The sequence below is a fragment of the Paenibacillus sp. Mc5Re-14 genome, from assembly GCF_001049835.1.
Lineage (GTDB): Bacteria > Bacillota > Bacilli > Paenibacillales > Paenibacillaceae > Paenibacillus > Paenibacillus polymyxa_C.
Genome location: NZ_CVPD01000001.1, coordinates 5116348 through 5134118 on the forward strand (window position 1 = coordinate 5116348; position 17771 = coordinate 5134118).

General features: G+C 38.5%; 17 protein-coding genes, 2 pseudogenes and 1 riboswitch. Of the genes and pseudogenes, 13 read left to right on the forward strand and 6 right to left on the reverse strand.

What is annotated here, in order from left to right; translation table 11 throughout:
• Positions 1 to 10: 10 nt before the first annotated feature.
• The gene (locus BN1546_RS23290; protein WP_090738921.1) at positions 11 to 1132 is read right to left on the reverse strand and encodes an SPRY domain-containing protein; all 1122 of its coding nucleotides are present in this window, start codon (positions 1130 to 1132) and stop codon (positions 11 to 13) included.
• Between the two features lie 344 nt (positions 1133 to 1476).
• Here BN1546_RS23290 and BN1546_RS23295 point away from each other — a divergent pair.
• The 3 genes and pseudogenes from BN1546_RS23295 to BN1546_RS23305 all read left to right on the forward strand — a co-directional run.
• Positions 1477 to 1810, forward strand: a pseudogene (locus tag BN1546_RS23295) (NucA/NucB deoxyribonuclease domain-containing protein); the annotation flags it as partial.
• A gap of 124 nt (positions 1811 to 1934) precedes the next feature.
• Positions 1935 to 3079 (forward strand): IS3 family transposase gene (locus BN1546_RS23300; RefSeq protein ID WP_090737517.1). Its coding sequence is split into 2 segments (ribosomal slippage): positions 1935 to 2208 and positions 2208 to 3079, totalling 1146 coding nucleotides; the frame shifts between segments, so codons are not numbered across the junction.
• A gap of 261 nt (positions 3080 to 3340) precedes the next feature.
• A complete protein-coding gene (locus BN1546_RS23305) occupies positions 3341 to 4150 on the forward strand; it encodes a discoidin domain-containing protein (RefSeq protein ID WP_090738922.1) in 810 nt (269 codons plus the stop codon).
• A gap of 57 nt (positions 4151 to 4207) precedes the next feature.
• Here the strand turns inward: BN1546_RS23305 and BN1546_RS23310 are convergent, their stop codons facing one another.
• On the reverse strand, positions 4208 to 4528 hold the full coding sequence (locus BN1546_RS23310; RefSeq protein WP_090738923.1) for a hypothetical protein: 321 nt from the start codon (positions 4526 to 4528) through the stop codon (positions 4208 to 4210).
• A gap of 773 nt (positions 4529 to 5301) precedes the next feature.
• Between BN1546_RS23310 and BN1546_RS28550 the strand changes: the two are divergent.
• Both BN1546_RS28550 and BN1546_RS23320 read left to right on the forward strand, forming a co-directional pair.
• Positions 5302 to 5557: pseudogene (locus tag BN1546_RS28550) on the forward strand (YolD-like family protein).
• A gap of 141 nt (positions 5558 to 5698) precedes the next feature.
• Complete coding sequence (locus tag BN1546_RS23320; RefSeq protein ID WP_255305514.1) at positions 5699 to 6508, forward strand: hypothetical protein; 810 nt, start codon at positions 5699 to 5701, stop codon at positions 6506 to 6508.
• A gap of 1085 nt (positions 6509 to 7593) precedes the next feature.
• Here BN1546_RS23320 and BN1546_RS23330 read toward each other — a convergent pair.
• Entirely contained in the window at positions 7594 to 7908 is a 315-nt protein-coding gene (locus BN1546_RS23330; protein ID WP_090738924.1) for a DMT family transporter, read from the reverse strand.
• Complete coding sequence (locus BN1546_RS23335; RefSeq protein ID WP_090738925.1) at positions 7905 to 8243, reverse strand: DMT family transporter; 339 nt, start codon at positions 8241 to 8243, stop codon at positions 7905 to 7907. The genes BN1546_RS23330 and BN1546_RS23335 overlap by 4 nt, the downstream gene beginning before the upstream one ends.
• 83 nt (positions 8244 to 8326) lie before the next feature.
• Positions 8327 to 8427, reverse strand: a riboswitch (guanidine-I (ykkC/yxkD leader).
• A gap of 223 nt (positions 8428 to 8650) precedes the next feature.
• Between BN1546_RS23335 and BN1546_RS28000 the strand changes: the two genes are divergently transcribed.
• The gene (locus BN1546_RS28000; protein WP_225683653.1) at positions 8651 to 8743 is read left to right on the forward strand and encodes a YjcZ family sporulation protein; all 93 of its coding nucleotides are present in this window, start codon (positions 8651 to 8653) and stop codon (positions 8741 to 8743) included.
• A gap of 385 nt (positions 8744 to 9128) precedes the next feature.
• Positions 9129 to 9236 carry a hypothetical protein gene (locus BN1546_RS23340; RefSeq protein ID WP_016821960.1) on the forward strand — a complete coding sequence of 36 codons (108 nt, stop codon included), beginning with the start codon at positions 9129 to 9131 and terminating at the stop codon, positions 9234 to 9236.
• Between the two features lie 195 nt (positions 9237 to 9431).
• Here BN1546_RS23340 and BN1546_RS23345 read toward each other — a convergent pair whose 3' ends face one another.
• Positions 9432 to 10898 (reverse strand): FAD-binding protein, encoded by a 1467-nt coding sequence (locus BN1546_RS23345; RefSeq protein ID WP_090738926.1) that lies wholly within the window; start codon positions 10896 to 10898, stop codon positions 9432 to 9434.
• Positions 10899 to 11506: 608 nt separating this feature from the next.
• On the opposite strand from BN1546_RS23345, the gene BN1546_RS23350 reads away from it, so the two are divergent.
• The 5 genes from BN1546_RS23350 to BN1546_RS23370 all read left to right on the forward strand — a co-directional run bounded on the left by BN1546_RS23350 (position 11507) and on the right by BN1546_RS23370 (position 15661).
• Positions 11507 to 12388 carry a glycosyltransferase family 2 protein gene (locus tag BN1546_RS23350; protein WP_090738927.1) on the forward strand — a complete coding sequence of 294 codons (882 nt, stop codon included), beginning with the start codon at positions 11507 to 11509 and terminating at the stop codon, positions 12386 to 12388.
• A 191-nt stretch (positions 12389 to 12579) separates the two neighbouring features.
• Positions 12580 to 12681 carry a sporulation protein YjcZ gene (locus BN1546_RS28005; protein ID WP_080683377.1) on the forward strand — a complete coding sequence of 34 codons (102 nt, stop codon included), beginning with the start codon at positions 12580 to 12582 and terminating at the stop codon, positions 12679 to 12681.
• A gap of 352 nt (positions 12682 to 13033) precedes the next feature.
• Complete coding sequence (locus BN1546_RS23360; RefSeq protein WP_013371498.1) at positions 13034 to 14452, forward strand: helix-turn-helix transcriptional regulator; 1419 nt, start codon at positions 13034 to 13036, stop codon at positions 14450 to 14452.
• Positions 14453 to 14685: 233 nt separating this feature from the next.
• A complete protein-coding gene (locus BN1546_RS23365; RefSeq protein WP_369690594.1) occupies positions 14686 to 15117 on the forward strand; it encodes a DinB family protein in 432 nt (143 codons plus the stop codon).
• 163 nt (positions 15118 to 15280) lie between these two features.
• Positions 15281 to 15661 (forward strand): hypothetical protein, encoded by a 381-nt coding sequence (locus tag BN1546_RS23370; RefSeq protein ID WP_058829651.1) that lies wholly within the window; start codon positions 15281 to 15283, stop codon positions 15659 to 15661.
• A gap of 484 nt (positions 15662 to 16145) precedes the next feature.
• Here the strand turns inward: BN1546_RS23370 and BN1546_RS23375 are convergent, their stop codons facing one another.
• The gene (locus BN1546_RS23375) at positions 16146 to 17024 is read right to left on the reverse strand and encodes an SDR family NAD(P)-dependent oxidoreductase (protein ID WP_058829650.1); all 879 of its coding nucleotides are present in this window, start codon (positions 17022 to 17024) and stop codon (positions 16146 to 16148) included.
• Positions 17025 to 17182: 158 nt separating this feature from the next.
• On the opposite strand from BN1546_RS23375, the gene BN1546_RS23380 reads away from it, so the two are divergent.
• Positions 17183 to 17638, forward strand: coding sequence for a MarR family winged helix-turn-helix transcriptional regulator (locus BN1546_RS23380; protein WP_058829649.1), 456 nt, complete (start codon positions 17183 to 17185; stop codon positions 17636 to 17638).
• The last annotated feature ends 133 nt before the right edge of the window (positions 17639 to 17771 follow it).

The window sequence follows — 17771 nt, forward strand, 5'->3', positions numbered from 1 at the left end:
CCTTTGTTGTTTATTTAGTTGAATACTCACTTACTTCAAACGTAAGGATTTTATTGAATATTACATAGTCCTTACGGGTACTAAATGGACCTTTGTTATTATTGTGCTTATCAATAGCAAAGAATGAAGGGCCTCTTCCAGCATCTTTAGCGTCATACCAAGCAATGAATGCACTGAGTTCTTTTTTACTTAGATCGAATTCTTTATCAAATCCATTGTCCATTGTTACAGTCAGAATAGCACGATCACCCGTTGGTTGTGAGGAACCATCTGTATCCGACGGATCAGGCGTTAATTTCTTTACAGTAGCTTCAGCTTCATTGGATACAACTTGATCCATGGAGATCTTCGCAGAAACTACATAATAATAAGTAGTGTTTTCTTCCACTTTATCATCAGTATAAGAAGTACCAGAAATATCCGAGGCTAGTTGTTCATATGGGCCTCCAGGGGTTAGTGCTCTTTCAATTTTATAGGTAGTAATCCCCTTTATTTCATTCCACTGCAATTGAATATTTTTTTCAGTTCCTGTTGCATTAAGAGTTAATGAATTCTCAGGTTGTTGATATGGGAGGAACCCTTCTGGAATACTATACATGAAGGGGGTCGCACCAAAATTTGCATCAAACGAAAAGCTGCCAGTTGAACCACCTGTGATTGAAGGAGTCACAATCTCCCCTGGAAGATCGCTTGGTTTAAAGGTACTTGTATAAACTAATACACCATTCTTATACCAGCTGATTTTATCATCATCCATATTCAAAGCCACACCAATAACATCTTTTAATGTGTAGGGCGTTCCAGTAGAAACAATTCCCGGAAAAGTATTTCCATTTGAAGCATAATACATCCAATTCTGGAGGGCTCCTGTGCCTGGTCCATTATATTGTTTACCTTCACCTACGATACCAATGCCAGTTGTGGTACTTGCTTGAGCTGTTACTGTGACTTCCCAATACCATTTTCCTTTGGTTTTTCCCACACTTGCTTTGGTTCCAATTGAATCTACAGTTGCTGAAACAGACTGGCTCTTTTCCCATACTACGTTTTTTGTAGCAGCATACGCTGAAGTACTCAAGCCTACAAGCGTAAATATCCCCAATAATAATAATGACGTAATAAATCGCTTCAACAGAATCTCTCCTTGTGTATTTACTATGATGCGAGTTTAACAATTTATATATGGATTGTCTAAACAATAATGTCTATATATTCAAATATAAGTTTAATAATGTATTTAAATTTCCGAGGAACACAAGGCCCAACTTATATGTATCTGGTATTACCTTTATTTTATATGCGATACTTCGACATGACTCTCCAATTAGTATAGAGAAGATTTAAATACTATGGAGGTGTCGTATGATAAAAGGAATCGTAAGAGGATTAATTGTATTTTTATTAGCTGCTATTTTTTCCGTTCAAGGTGTCTATGCTGAACCGGCAGCAATCAACCAACAAGCAACCGGGTATACGTTGGAGTTTCCAAGTTCACGTTACCCTGAAACCGGGGCACACATTAGGGGATGCAATAGCAGCCGGACATTCTGCGATCTGCACGATTGATAGAGATGGAGCAGAGGAAAATAGGAAGGAGTCACTCAAGGGCTATCCAACTAAAAAAGGATATGACCGCGATGAATGGCCGATGGCTATGTGCGCCGAAGGTGGTGCAGGTGCTGATATCAGATACATAACCCCTAGTGATAACCGGGAAGCGGGATCATGGGTAAGTCATAGGTTGGAAAACTTCGCGGACGGCACAAAAGTAAAATTTATTGTTAATCAACTTTGCATTATCAAAACGTGAGAAATAAAAAAAGCTCTGCTAACCTTAATGGGACTGACCCCATAACGGGAGACAAATCAAAACACCTTCAAGAAAATCGAACCATGTCGTAAGATATGGAGATAACCTTGGAGGTGTTTTTACGTTGGCAACGAGAGTGAGTTATCCCTTAGAAATAAAGATGAAAGCTATTGAAATGAGATTGGCAAGAGTCCCGGTAAGAGAGGTTATGGAGCAGTTGGGAATACGGAATAAAACACAGCTAAAAACATGGATGAGGTGGTATCGAAAAGGTGAAGTGCATCGTCTGGAGCAGCCTGTGGGTAAACAATACAGCTACGGAAAAGGTCCGGAACACTCTTCGGAGCTCGAAAAAGTAAAAGCGGAGAACCGGTTCCTGAAGCAGCAAGTGGACCTGCTAAAAAAGTACAAGGAACTGGAAAGGAGGTGGAACCAGAGGTCGCCGTTGCCTGGATCGAATCCATTCGAGACGAAGTGACGGTGTCTGAGGCTTGTACATGGCTCGGAATCGCAAGAGCGACCTACTACCGTTGGAAAGCAACTGTGGGGACAGAGTATGCTGACAAAGCAGTGGAGAGAATCCGGGAGCTTTGCATCCGTCATAAATTTCGGTATGGTTACCGGAAAATCACCGCACTCCTTCGGGCAGAGCAAAGAATGAATCACAAACGAGTTCAGCGGATTATGCAGCGTGAGGGGCTACAATGCCGCGTGAGGATGAAGAAACGAAAGGCCACTGGGCAGCCCGCTCATCCAGCAGAAAATCTGCTGAAGCGGCAATTCCATGCAGAGGCGCCCTTGCAAAAGCTCGTCACGGACATCACCTATTTACCGTTTGGCGGAAAGATGTTGTACTTCTCCAGCATTCTAGACCTGTACAACGGGGAGATTGTGGCTTACAGTATAGCGGACAAGCAAGATACGTCCTTGGTTTTGGATACGCTGAACCAACTTCCAAAACGGTCAAGCATGCTGCTCCATAGCGACCAGGGAAGCGTATATACGTCACAGGCTTATCAAGCTGCAGTAAAGGGAAAAGGCATTACCATGAGCATGTCCCGTAAAGGAACGCCCGCTGATAATGCCCCCATCGAATCGTTTCATTCCACACTAAAGTCTGAAACATTCTACCTCGAAGATCTCATCTGTACAACGACTGCAATCGTTGTACAGACCGTTCGAGACTACATCACCTACTATAACTCAATTCGGATTCAAGCGAAACTAAATAACCAGTCGCCGGTAGATTACAGGCGACTGGCTGCTTAAACTTGAAGGTGTTTTGATCCCTGTCTCACAAACGGGGGTCAGTCCCTAATTGGTCGGCAGAGCTTTTTTTCTTGATTAGTTTAAATTTAAAGTATAGATAAAGGACTCCCCAGGTAAATGGTATGAGTCCTTTTTTATACCCAATAAAAAATAAATATGCAAAAATATAGAATATATTTATAGATAAGCAAGTTTATGTTTAGACACATTTCCTCAATTAAATTATTCTTAGTTCTATTAAAAATATTGGAGGATTATTTAATGAAGAAAGCATGTATAACAGTTTTATTTTTAGTTCTTTTATCTCTTCCCTTGTCGAATGTTTTTGCAGCTGAAGCAGAGTATTCAGAAAATCTAGTTCCACATATGACAACTAACATTTTTCCATCTGGAGTAGCAAGTGCTAGTAATGAATATTCATACGCTTATGAGGCGTTTAACAAAGAATTTGCTACTATTGCTAGTGCGTGGACATCAAGTACAACTTCTGCTTGGCTAAGATATGACTTTCCTAAAGCCGAAGTTATTGAGCAATATGTGATATATCCACAGACAACGGCAACTGACCGTGCCCCTAAAGATTGGACTTTCGAAGGCTCAAATGATGGGGTTACTTGGAATGTGCTAGACACTCAGTCAAATATCACTGGATGGGTAGATAGCACTCCTAAAAAATTCACTTTCTCTAACCCTAATTCGTACAAAGATTATAGAATTAATATTACAGGCAATAATGGAAGTCAGTATCTAGCTCTTAGCGAATTAGAGATGATGTCTAAAGTATCGAGCTCTACTCCTAATCCAGGAACAGAGGACCCGGACCAAACTTCAAACGGGGATCATGCTATTCTAGTAGTCACCATGACAACTGGCTTAGAGAAAGAATTCGATCTGAGCATGAAAGAGGTAAATGACTTTATCGCTTGGTACGAAGGTAAGCAGGCTGGTTCTGGACCGGCTTCATATGCCATTAATAAGCACGACAACAATAAAGGCCCATTCAGTAGTCGTAAGGACTACATGCTGTATGATCGTATCCTAACATTTGAAGTAAGTGAATATTCTAAATAAATTTAAAAGCTCTGCTAACCTTAATTGGTCGGTAGAGCTTTTAACTGTTCACGCCACTTATAGTGTATCAAGGTATTCTTTCTGGAATTTGATAAAATCTTGCACACTATCGTGATAGGTAAATCTACCGCCATTTTTATCAATAATCCAGTTGATCTTCTCGTCATTTAACAAGACTCCATACATGCAATGATGAAGCAGTTCAATTTGCTTTTCATCCCTAATTCGGATCAAGTGTTTTTCTTGTTCGTCAATGAGGTACCATTTCGTTTCTGTTTCATCTACATCCGCATCTACATACAGTATTGATACCGACAAGGGGAATGGCCAGTCAAACCAATGTTCTCGCTTGTCTTCTCCATAACCTTCAAATGCCATGGTTATTTCCTCCTACTTGGTTAATTTCCTGATTAGTTTAAATGTATCAACGTGCTGTGATTGTACGCTTTATTGACAACTGTTTTTTGGGAACTCGCAGTTAGCCTTTAGCATCTTGGCACCAATGCGGTGAATGACTTGCCGTTTGAGGTTGGCACGAACTGCGATGCGTCTGTTTAGACTGGGGTAATAGGGGGGACGAACTTTATTGTAAATCCCTCATTTGCTCAATTTGTAAAGGCAATGCTGGTTCAAGGGAGAATTTTCGGTAGCCCCTTTTGGCAATGGACGACGTAGGCTTTTAGGAATACACACATTAAATTTACTGCTGTTCTTGTCTTATCCTACTGGCTCAGGAATATCGCCCCCATAATCTTTCCATGGCTTCACGTGCACTATCGTAAACTTCTGCAAAAGTTTAGGGTAACTTTGGTAACGTCTATTCCGTAATTGTTGCATAATAGTTGTGTCCGCTTTCGTCGTTCATTGTTTTGATCTGTATAGATACAGAAACGCCGGGTAACAAAGAAGTTAAATGCTTTGTTACCTGATATCGAACGCTACTACCAATACCCTACAATTATTCTGCTGAGCGAAGACGGATACGCTCTATATTGTAATCATAGAGGGCTGGGATGGTGCCAAATGATCATTACATTTCCTCGTCTGGAAATAGGCATTATACGGTATTAAACCTCCAATGATCTGAAGTTTATTTTTCTGTACTCAGAATATAATTCGTCCATAACACATCAGGAGGCTGCATACATGTCATGTCAATAAGACTCGAAGGTAATGGATTAGGGGAAAGCAGCCGCATCATACAGGAACATAAGGAAGCGTATCTAAAACTCATGAACGACAGTTAACGGCGCGGCAAGCCAGAATTGGATGATCAGAAAGTGCAGCTAATCAAGCAAGCGCTAATAAATTCCTACAATTCACGTACGGCTGCCACACGGTGAAGATGATTTTAGCTGGGTTAAGTTGGAGGATATTATTCTGCAGTACATAAAAGGCCATAGGTAACCGGGGCTTTTTTTACGTCCTTTAGCACGTTGAAAATATGTTTACTATTTAATATTTTTCGTATATATTAATATTTGGAAATTAGTTTTTTACAAATTTTTCCTACAAAACTAGATTGAATTAACAGAGGAGATTATTTCAATGAGCATTTCAATAAGAATAGAACGCAAATCCGGTGGTGAACCAATCGAGTTTGTAAATGGTGAGATCATTGGCTTTACTTATAAGAATAATAGTTCCATAAAACTTTCAGCTAAGTCTCCAAACTTGGCTCATTCACTACATATTCAAAGCAAAATTCCGCTTCATTCGCTTCCTTCAGTTGTAGACAATGCGGATAATTCCAACATGCTGTATACATGGGCAACCACAGAATATAAACCTGATAGTGAGGATTACTATCGCAAATGTAATATCCAAATCGTTAGAAATGAAAATACAATCCGAGATATTACGTTTACACACGCTTATGTAGATAAGTATCAAGAACAGATTGATACTAGCAAAGAGATCCTTGAGTTTGAACTTGTTTTAAAACAAAAAGAAGATCAATTGGGAAAAATTCAGTACAGTCCTCAGGTAGAACCTAAGGAAACAAGAGAACAGGATGAGTCTGATGCCTCGAAAAAAGTATTGGAAGGTGCATACAGTAAGAATATGTTAGTGTATGCAGGAAATAATACTTTTCCGTTTGAAAATCCGATGGTAGAACTAGAAAAGACTTGGGTGCGAGGCGTAGAGAAGGTAAAGAATTCAACAGATACTGTAATACATTATCCTGATCGTAAAGCATTTGCATTAGTAGCTGTTCCTATAGCTCGAAAGAAGTACGGGGACATCACAGCCAATTTACTTCAACATTCACTTGACTACAAACCAGGAAATTTACACTTTAACGAGTGGTCATATGAGGCGCAGCAAGTTAAAAATCTAAAGAGCACATCGCAATAGTAAATGATGAAGTTAAAAAAGCTAATGCTAAAAAAGTTAAAAGTTTTTCATATAATGGTTCTAAGGGATTAGAAAGTGATAAAGATTTATATAATGCTTTTCACAAAATGAAGTACAAAATAGATGGAACATATGTAAACGGGCAATGGAAAATTACTACAACGTATTCTGAGGTCTACAATTTTGAGTATAATTTTAAACAAATGTTTACTGGGAACAACAAACTTGGTTGGGCTGCAGCAAACCTAACAAATTTGATGGAATCATGGGGAACACTAAATGAATATACGTCTTATGTAACAGTAACTGATACAAGAAAAGCTTGGAAGTGAGGTGTGAATTGCGGATGAAGCGTAGATATATCTTTATTTTGATCTTGCTCTTTCTACTAGTTATAACTACTACTATAATTTTTTTAGTGAATTTGGGGGATAATACGAAGTATAAATACCCATCAGGCAAAGATACCGTAGAATATTTTGGTGACGGGACTTTTCAAATTTATAGAGGGGGGCCGCACGACCCTTTAATTCTTTATAATCATCTTGCTGATCCGCTGGAAAATACTGTTGATAATATTGTGTCATATAAGATAAAAAAAAATATCGTATACGTGGTTGGGGAAAAGAGCTTCATTAAATTGGATTCAAGTACCAACACGTACGAGCAAAAGAAACGGATTTCCGACTTTACTTCCAAAGATAGAGAGATATTCAATAAATTAATGGAAAAGTAGAGGATACCATAAGCAAATATGGTAGCAAGGGGGTTCTAGCTTGTTCACAAGTCCTATATGCACACAAGAAGAACTTTATCAAAAGTATATACAAGTCCAAATGTTGACTCTTAATATTAGAGATTTACCTAATATATTTTGTCGACTTCATAATTTTGAACGATTGCGTTTTGAAGATGACACTGAGGTTGGTTTCTGCAATTTCAGTTCTAAACTCTCGTAGAATTTTATTTCAACGGCAGCCTTGGAAGAGGAAATATAATCCTAGACTGCCGTAGCTTTATTAAAATTAACATTCATCGTTAGCTTGCTCAGGAAACGAACTTTAGAGCTGTATCAATATATATTTTTAACTAGCTAGTTTCAGCCCCACAGCAGAGCTAAGGACCAACCCTATACACAAAATGCGCATTAAACCGCGGGGCTCACTATAAAAGATCATGCCGAGGATAGCGCCTCCAGAAGCGCCAATTCCAGTCCATACAGCGTAAGCTGTTCCCATCGGGAGTGTTTGCATTGCCAACGATAAAAATATAAAACTTAGGCCAAAACCAGTAATCAAAAGAGTCAGCGATTTCCAACTGCGGGTTTGATTGAACCTGTTTATAAGCAGAACCCCGATCATTTCAAAAATGCCCGCTAAGATCAAATACACCCAATTCATAGTCTACTTATCTCCTCTTTCTTCTTACTAAGTATTTTTAGTCCAATCACTCCAATAAGTAGCAGCCCGATTAAGGCTACTTTCGAAACACTTATGTCTGCGCCAAACAATAGAATTTCAGCTACTACAGTTCCAGCTGTCCCTAGCCCGACAAATACAGCGTATACAGTTCCAACCGCTAATGAACGAGCCGCCTTGATCATCAAATAAAAGCTGATGTAAATTGCGATTACTGTACCACTCCATTCCCAAAAACTATCCGCATGCTTTAACCCACTGACCCAAGCAACCTCGAATATAGCCGCCACAATGACTGAAAACCACGTTTTGTTCATAACACGCTCCTCCTTAAACTTCTTATTAAAAATTGGGCAAAAAAGAAAAAGATAAAAGCCCGGAAATAAACCGCAATGCGGTTATCTCCCAGGCTTTTATCCCTCCGTGTCACAGCCACTTGGCTGTGCGTTTTCTCTTGGACCAGACCAATCTTGCGATTGCGGAACCCTAGAAAACGTTTTTATTCAGTTATTGGCTAAAATCATACTAACACGCGATGTAACATGAGTCAATTTACAACTCCACCACTAACCTGCCAGTTACTTTAACGCCGATGCTTAGTCTACAACTGCATTTTCACTGGATTCGCCTGGTTGGGTGTATTTTCCATTTAACTGAATGCCCGGTCACGGAGTCGTAGCTATACATATATTAAGGTGAAAACAATTAAAGGAGGGCTAAAGCTATGAGTGGATGTGCAGGTGTGTGGACTTCTACAGCGGCAATTTTGGTGCTCTATATCCTTTTGGTTATCATTCTTAAATCGTGTTGGGTTTAATTTTGTGAAGAAAATTGTGTAGTGCCCCATCAGCAAGTTCAATACCCTTATTTCTTTGGTAATCTGCCCGAAATCAGATTAGATAACAAGCTCTGCCGACCGATTAAGGTTAGTAGAGCTTGTTTTATTTGAGCATTTTCTTGATTAGCTTTAATAACTCAGAAGCGCTATGATCCACTTTCATGCGTCAATGGTATTTTTATCAATGGTGCCTGCTCTAACGGAGAGGTAGTATCCAATGTCAATGAAAACGGGAATAAGAGTGGATATATTCAAAATAAAGGGAAAAATGTTTCTGTGGTGTTTTTTAATTACCAGCATGCCCTATCACAGAATGTATTCTTACATATATTAAAGTGACGACAGATAAAGGAGGTTAAAAGGCATGGGTGCATATGAAGGTAATGGCGGCGGCGGTGTATGGACTTCTACAGCGGCGATTTTAGTGCTCTTTATTCTCTTAGTTATCATCACTAAATCACTTTGGGTTTAATTTGTGAAAAGAACTGTTGGATAATATCACTTCACTCATGGATTGTAAAAGGTTGATTCTAGTAAGCGCATAAGCTATTTGGCAATAGCCACAGCATTCGCTGTTCTTTTGGTGGGTGCTTGCTGAATTTCTGCCATAATAGTTTTGCGCTTATTGGGTTTCGTCGGAAAGGGGAACGTCTCATTGAAGGGTTTATTAGCCTATACCGAATGCCTTTTCTTCAAGATCTTCTATAATTTCTAACGCAACAAAATATCCAAAAAATAATGTTAAAATATCCTCATATCGTTTTCCTGATCCTCTTGCGCTACTCAATATTATGTTTTGACTTTCTTGTATTTCTCTTTTATGGAGTGATAGAGAAACCACAGATGAATCAGGAGCGATCAGATCCACCATTAGAGTTGACAACTTTTTCTGAAACTCTTCAATTGGAAAGTCATTATTTTCTTTTGAGTACAGTTGCATAGGTTCAGGTGGATCTTTAAATGTAATCGGGTATTGAGTATTGAAGACACCTTCATTAGCTATTTTGTCAGCAATTAATTTACCGAAAACGATACCCGCTGCAAATGCTTGCCCAGGGATTCTTCCCATACCAAGATCACCATTAAATTGAGCTTCTCCAGTAGCAAAAACACGATTTAAGTTTATAACTTCAGCATTAGCATTGATTTCGATTCCTCCTGAAGAATAGTGCATTGTTGGTGTGATTTTGATTCTTTTATTTTTAACCACCTTAGTGCTAAATCCATATTTTTTAAATCTTTCATTCAATATAGTTTCATCAGCATGGCTCATATCCAAGTACATATCCTTTTTTTGCTTGATGCAATCTAGTTCAAAATGTAAAATCTCGTCAATCATTTCGTGGTAATCATCTCGAGCAATAGCATCACAAATATACTCATCTTTTAATAGTTGAATTCCTTCCTCATCTACTATTTTCCCTTGGCTTAAAGATACAACTCCACCCAATAAAATTTGTCTTCCATTGTATATTGACCAAGGATGAGACATTACAGTAGACATTCCCTTTAATCTTGCACCTATTTTTTTAGCTAGGATAAGCGTTTCTCCAGTCGAACCCGGTGAATTATCATTGTAATTAAATTGTCCCGCATATCCTCCTGTAGCTAATACCAAATAATTAGTATATATCCTGATAAATTGATCTAATTGTATGTCATAAAATAATGCGATAATTCCATCATTATACTTTTCCAAATCAATCAAAATTTTATTACACAGCGGTTGTTCAATATGTTGTAACAAACAATTAATTAATTTTTTTCCTCCCTGTGATTTAATCAAACATTCAGGCATGATACCAAAGGATGTTTTCTCATAAGAGATTCCTAATTCCTCGAAAAAATTTATAACCATGTTGGAGTTTCTATATAGCGTTTCAATAACCGATCGATCTGCTCCACATTTATTAATCGTAAGATTAATAATATTGTTAATATCATTCTCCGATGGAACACGTGTATTTGCGGCTGCAAGAAAGGAGTTGCTTTGTTTGGGCGCACTCTTTTTTGTTGTGATGGTATACTTGATATTGTTTTTCGATAAATAATAAGCGACAGCAAGTCCCGAGATACCCGTACCGACAATCAAAATTGGAGTGTAGTGTTCTACGAATGTTACATTTCGTTCCATCATTCTATCTCCCTTTTTAAGATGCAGATATGATCATCGGCTGAATCTCACAGTCCGTTTTCCACTTAGATATAGATATACAGTAGTATATGGAGCCGTGATATCTGACAAATATTGGTTATGTTAAATTGAATACAGGCACATTTGCAAAAAGGAGAGGCAAAAAAGAGTTGTTATACCCATCTTTAAGAAAATATTACTGATATTATAATAGGTTTATTACCGATGAAGAATGGGATCTAAGTAATATATTTTTCCTAATTGTACAAATTTATTACTTATTTTGTCAATATCATCTAAGAAGTAAATAACTCGACTTTGAAGCATGAATATTCAAACCAATCAATCTTTGATGGCACGAGCGAATCTTTTTCTGTTAATTAATTATAGGGAGGTGTCTTTTGATAAGAGGATTGGCTATCTAGGAGTGGAAAGCTTCTAAATTTTCAAAAGGCCATATTATATTACCGGGAAGCCGCTTCAAAAATATATTTCAGAACATATCTTAGAACATAAGAATATAGAAGGAACAGCTATCAAAAATAGGGGAGCTGCTTTGTGATTTTATTACTGATTCTATTTTTAAAATATGAAATGGAGGGAATATTGTGCCACGAGCTTCGGTCATACTGCCAGTTTACAATAATTCGGCTTTTGTCTTGGAAGCAATACACAGTATTTTAACTCAAACTTATTCAGATTTTGAATTAATTGTTATTGATGATGGTTCGACAGATGGATCCACCTTTCTTATTTCACAAATATCAGACCCTAGAGTGATAAAAATCTTCCATAGTACCAATCGAGGGTTAATCGCTTCTTTAAACGAAGGATTAAAAAGGGCCAATGGTGAATATATCGTTCGTATGGATAGCGATGATATTTCTACGCCAGATCGACTAGCTATTCAAATCGCATTTATGGATCAAAATCCATTGATTGATGTATGCGGTGCTGCTTTTACTTCATCTAGTGGAGGATCAATAAAGGTAAATCCGGCCAGTCATGACGAAATAAAAACATGGTTGCTATTTCATTGTTGTATCTGCCATCCGGCTATAATCATGCGCAATAGCATGATCCGTCGGCTTGGCATTCAATATGATAGTAATTATCCCCATGCCGAAGACTACGAATTGTGGAACCGACTAGCTTTCCAAGTACAAATGGCGAACCTCCCCATAAACGTATTGTATTATCGTCAACATAATGGACAAGTGTCCAACCAGCACAAAGCTATACAAGATGCTACTGCTCGGAGAATTCGTCAAAGACAGTTTAGTAAGTTGGGCTTGGAATTATCAGATGAAGAGAACCAGATTATGCTGGATATTCTTGAGTTTAAAATTAATCCCTACGATTATGGTAGCTACACCAGAGCGTTAGGTTTTGCCAACTGGGTGCTGGACCAAAACAATAAGTATTTAGTTTATAACCAGGAACTATTAAACATGGCGTTTTCACGGTGCATATCCCATATTCCTTATTGACAGAGAGCTAAGCAAGTGATCCGATTGGTCGGAGATACTCTAGTGGCACAAGCTTGTAATGCTTTTACAAAAAGGTGATTAGGCTTAGCCGGTTTAGCTGGTTGAGCCTTTGTTTTGTTTGTCTGTATGCCCTGTCACAAAAAGTATCTATACATATATTAGAAGTACAACAATTAAAGGAGGTTAAAACCATGGGTGCATGTGAAGGTGGCTACGGTGTGTGGACTTCTACAGCGGCAATTTTGGTGCTTTTTATCCTCTTGGTTATAATTACTAAAGCATTTTGGATTTAATTTTGTGAAAAATTATAATGTAACACACTTCACTTTTTTTTAAGATGGTAAAAGTTGAACTCAATGGCGCATAGGTTATTTGGCAGTAACCATAGTATTCCCTTCCTTTTGGTTAACTAAGTTTTTACAGCCTACTTGGGAAACCCTGCCATAATAGGTGGTTGCGCTTATTGGGTTCTACTGTCAGTGATCAGCATAAACCTTACTTACCGAAGTTTTTTTATTTCATTTTATGTTAAAAATGAAATCTCACATTATTCGCATAATATATTGACATATGGTCAATTTTAGAGAAAAATAGATAACAATAATATAAAAATTTTGGAATTTTTATGTGAAGGGTGGATATGACATGAAGCATACACCTACGATTCGGGCGGAATTAGATAGATACCTAAAACAAGAGGGTCTGAACCTAACGCAATTCGGGCATATCGCAGGCATTAATAGGGGGATAGTAAGTGGCATTGTAACAGGAAATAGTTCTATGTCTGTTAACCAAATTGATAGAATCACTGAGGCTATGGGTTTACCAGAAGGCTATTTTTACGACTTATATGTAGAAAACTATATTATCGACATTCCCCCTAATATGAGGCGAATCGAACCATTTTTGTATCGCTGTGCAGAGTTGGACAAGTTGGATGCGATCCGTCGAGTGGTGGGAGCTATCATGGACAATCTACTCTACTCACCCAAGCTATTTGACATTGCAGAAGAATTGTTAGCGCAGGGACGATATGATGCTGCACTATTGCTCTATGAAAGTGTAGCAGAAGTGGAAAAATATCAACATTCTGAACGCTTGGCCATCTGTCAATATCGGATTTTCACGATTCAGATTGATGACGATCAAAGCCGCAATCTTAGGGCAGCCATACTTTTCGAGCCTTATGTCGAGCGCCTAGATGAAATAGAACAACTTGATGCATTGAAGGACTTAGCTAATGTGTACAGATCTTTGCGTAAATGGGATAAGGTTGATGAAATAGCGAGAAAATTGAGAGCTAAGGCGGAAATCCAATACACTTTGAAACATCAACAGAAGAAACTAAAGGATGACGAGTCTAAAAATAGTTTAAGTCGCCCCATGTTTGTATATATTACCTATGCTGACCTATTGTGTGCAAGTGTCTGTGATGCCCAAGGCGATTATCAACAAGCTCTACAATATACATATGCCTATGCAGACTTGGAGTGGGTTAGAGAGACTGATGATGATACCCTATATTGGGTAGAAATGTATCAAGACTGGGCACGATGCAATATTTACGTTAATAAACTCCTATCTGGAGATACAAGTGTGCTTGCAGATTATGTTGAATACATAGCTGAAACAGCACATACTGTGGAGGATGAAAAACTCTCAAAGTTGTTGAACGTTATGATAGCGGCTAACCGATATAATTTGAATGTAGATGATGTACTATCACGATTTAAGATAGACATTGATGCCTTTACCCAACTTCCGCTATCTACTGATATGTACACCCAACAAGTGGTACCTGACTATATTGCATGGTTTTGTTACGAAGTGGCCTACTATTATTTAAACAGGGGGAAGTACAATGATGGTTTTAAACAATTATTATGTGCTATGGTAAAAGCACATATACTAAACAATGAAACATACTTTATAAACTGTACGGGTCTCTTTGCACATTTCCAAGCATACGCGTCTCCAGAGGCCAGAGAAGAGTATTTTAAACTATCAGAAAAGGTGTGGTTAGACAATGTTGAAAAAAATGACACTGTTAATCGTTGCAAGTAGCTTTTTGTTTTTTCCCGTCCTGACGCAACATATTCAGATCCTTGTACAGGTTGGAGGTTCTTAAATGCAAAGGCTCTACTAACCTTATGGTTGGTAGAGCTTTTTAGTTAAAGGAATTGTTACACTATGCCCCGAATGAGTCACTGAGTGTTCAGTTTTAAAGCATACATATAAATATTTTGATGGCACAAAGTTATGACAAATTATATCTTCCCATGAAATGAGGTTTTTTAATGATTTTTGATCTAAGAGGGTCTGAATCTATGACACCGCAGGTGGGCATCTTTTATTCAATGGTGGAGGGTAATTACAACCGATTAAAGTCCATCGTTCAAGATATGCAGCAAAGCGAGTTAGATTATAAAGGGCCAGATCATAAGTATAACAGCACTTCCCAGTTGGTTAGGCATTTGTCATATGTAGACTTGAAATGGGTTTACAGAATTAAAGGAGAAGATATTCCTGAATATCTTGAGGAAAAGTATGGTCCTATGGTTGATAAACATAATAATATTCCGCAAAGCAGGGATATTTCACTTAAGGATCTCTTAGCGGATTATAATTTTGTGATTAATTTATTGGAATCTGGCACATATCTGATCATAGCCGGTATCACCAAGCAAAATATAAATCAACTTCGGAAATGGTATAGCCAACAACAATAATTTCTCTATTGAGAGTAACTCCAATCGTTGATTAACGGTCTCTATTTCTTTCGTAAGCAGCCGGAGAGTTTTTTTATCTACAACAATTTTTCCCTTACTTCGACACACTTAGAATAGTAGATTTATTATGTAATCATACCAATATTCTGAGAGGGGATACTCAATGAAGAAGTTCAAACCGATGTTTCTAGTCATGATTGCTGCTTTTTTAATGTTTGCTACAAGCGTTTCAGCTTCCAGCTACGTAACCACAACTAAGTGGAAAAACGAAACCTACGCCCAAAGTGACATTATTCATACAAATGGCGGAAAAGTTAGATTACGTGGTGGTTATACTGGTCCAGGTAAAGCTACAATAATGTTTATGTACTCTGTTGACGGCACATCTAGGTATGGCCCAATAGGTACATATAGTTTTGATACTTTTATGAGTGGGAGATCATTTACTGATTATGTCGACGTACCTAGCGGGGGGTATTTATACGTAGTTATCACTGGTGATGAAACTGCAGAAGCATACGGGAGAATAGACGACAAAAAATAAATTACTATAGAGGAATATAATATTTTGTATGAAATGACAAGAGTGACACAAGGCATATCGCAATTACAGTGAGCTTAAGTCGTGACCCAAGGATCGTGTTACGTCGCCTGAAGTGTAAATAGATACTATATGGAACTCTGAGCCTCAGATTAAACTGAGGCTTATTTTTTATGTACTAAAAAAGATAACTCTTGTAAGGAAGAAGGTCAGGAAACTTTTTCTTCTTTTTTGATTGTGTTAGAAAGGAAATGAATACTTGGTGTATGACAATGGCTAAAAAACTGGCTAGCAGTAGGGAGACCAAAGATCGAACCAGATCGACAGACAAAAGGTTATTTGTTCCCGTTCGATATTATGCTGAGTAAGGGGAGTCACCAACCCGGCCCAATGCGAACGCTGACCAATTTACGAACTTATCAGAGTCACCGATAACGTGTGGGCTATCAACGTTATATTGCCGTCTTATTCCTTCATCAATCAGTTCTCATGAAAGGAATCCCTTCTGTTCCAGCAAATCCTCTGTGGCCTTCCACAGTTTTTGCTGCATCTTGGGATCTTCTCCGGGTGAGACCGGTTCAATAGATTTCCCGGTTCCGACGTTAAAGTATCCACCCGTTTTTTTATGATATTCCGGCTCTACAATCAATCGGGTGATGATATCTGCTCCTCTTCGCGGATCTCCAAGACGAAGAAACTTCAACAATCGTTCTAATAGAGGGGCAAACCAAAGTTCTCGTCCCAATCCGGTAACATTGAATCCTGGATTTAGTGCATTTACACTGATTCCCGTATACGACCATCGTCTTGCCAGTTCAGCAGTGAACATAATATTCAATAATTTGGTTTTTCCATAAATGGGCGATGAGCCACGAGCGGTAAAGGCAGTTGTATCCGTTAAATCTTCGGGGAGCTTCAAAACTCCATGACGGCGTGAAGCTTCGGAGGCAACATTGACAACTCTGGCCTTGTCTACGTTCTGCAGACACGGTTTTAGTGTATGTGTTAACAGCCATGGCGATAAATAATTTATGGCAATCATTTCAGGAAACCCCTCGGAAGTGATACGTTGCTCAAAAGCATGGATACCCGCATTGTTTAACAGCACATCAATTTTAGGGTATGCGGCGGCTATTTCACACCCGATCCGTTTAACATCCTTTAGTACTGATAAATCTCCATAAAAAAAGTCAACCTTCGCTGATGGGCTAAACACCTCAATCTGTTTTCTTGTAGCTTCAGCACGTTCTTTACTCCTGGCAGTCAAAACAAGGTCAAAACGGCCGCGTCTTCCCAATTCAATTGCGACTAGCTGTCCAAGACCACTGGTGGCACCTGTTATGACAATAGTAGCATTTTTAGGCATCGTCATTTCTCCTTCATGTGTTACAATTTTATTGGAGTTCCAAAAACCGGCGATTTAGCGCCTTTGATTGACATATGTCCACTATAATAATTTGGTTGATATATGTCAATCAAATTTGATTTATTATGGGTTTTTGATCGAGAGAAAGGTGATTGAGGATGAAATATAATGAAGTCAAAAATGGACCAAGGAAAAAATTGGAGATTGAGTTGGGCGAGCAGCTTAACGCACTTATCAGTGCTTCACACGCCTTGAATGTCAGAGCTGCTGCGAAATTTGACTCCTCCTTACAACCTGCGGCCTTCCACATTGTTCGTTGGCTGTATTCTTATGGCCCAACTAATGCCGCCACTTTAGCAGAATCAACTGCGATGGATCGAAGTTCAGTAAGTCGTCTTGTCAAACAGCTCCAGTCTTTGGGGTATTTGAACAGAGAGGCCTCCCAAAGTGATGGACGGGGAATTGTATTATCTCTTACCGAGCATGGACAACAACAATTAATTGATGCGCTAAAGGAAAAGGAGTCCGTTTTTTTTGAACGAATTTTGGACTGGAAAGATACAAAGCTTCATGATTTCATCCAAATGCTCAGGCAATTTAATGGACTCAATTGACACGGAACGCAACCTTAAGAAGTGTCCCGAATGTAAAGACTTGCAAACAATATCGACACTTTCCAAAGAATGTATTGAGCTAATGGAGAACGTTAGCTCAATATGACTGTAAAAATGTATGTAGCAAAAAAAT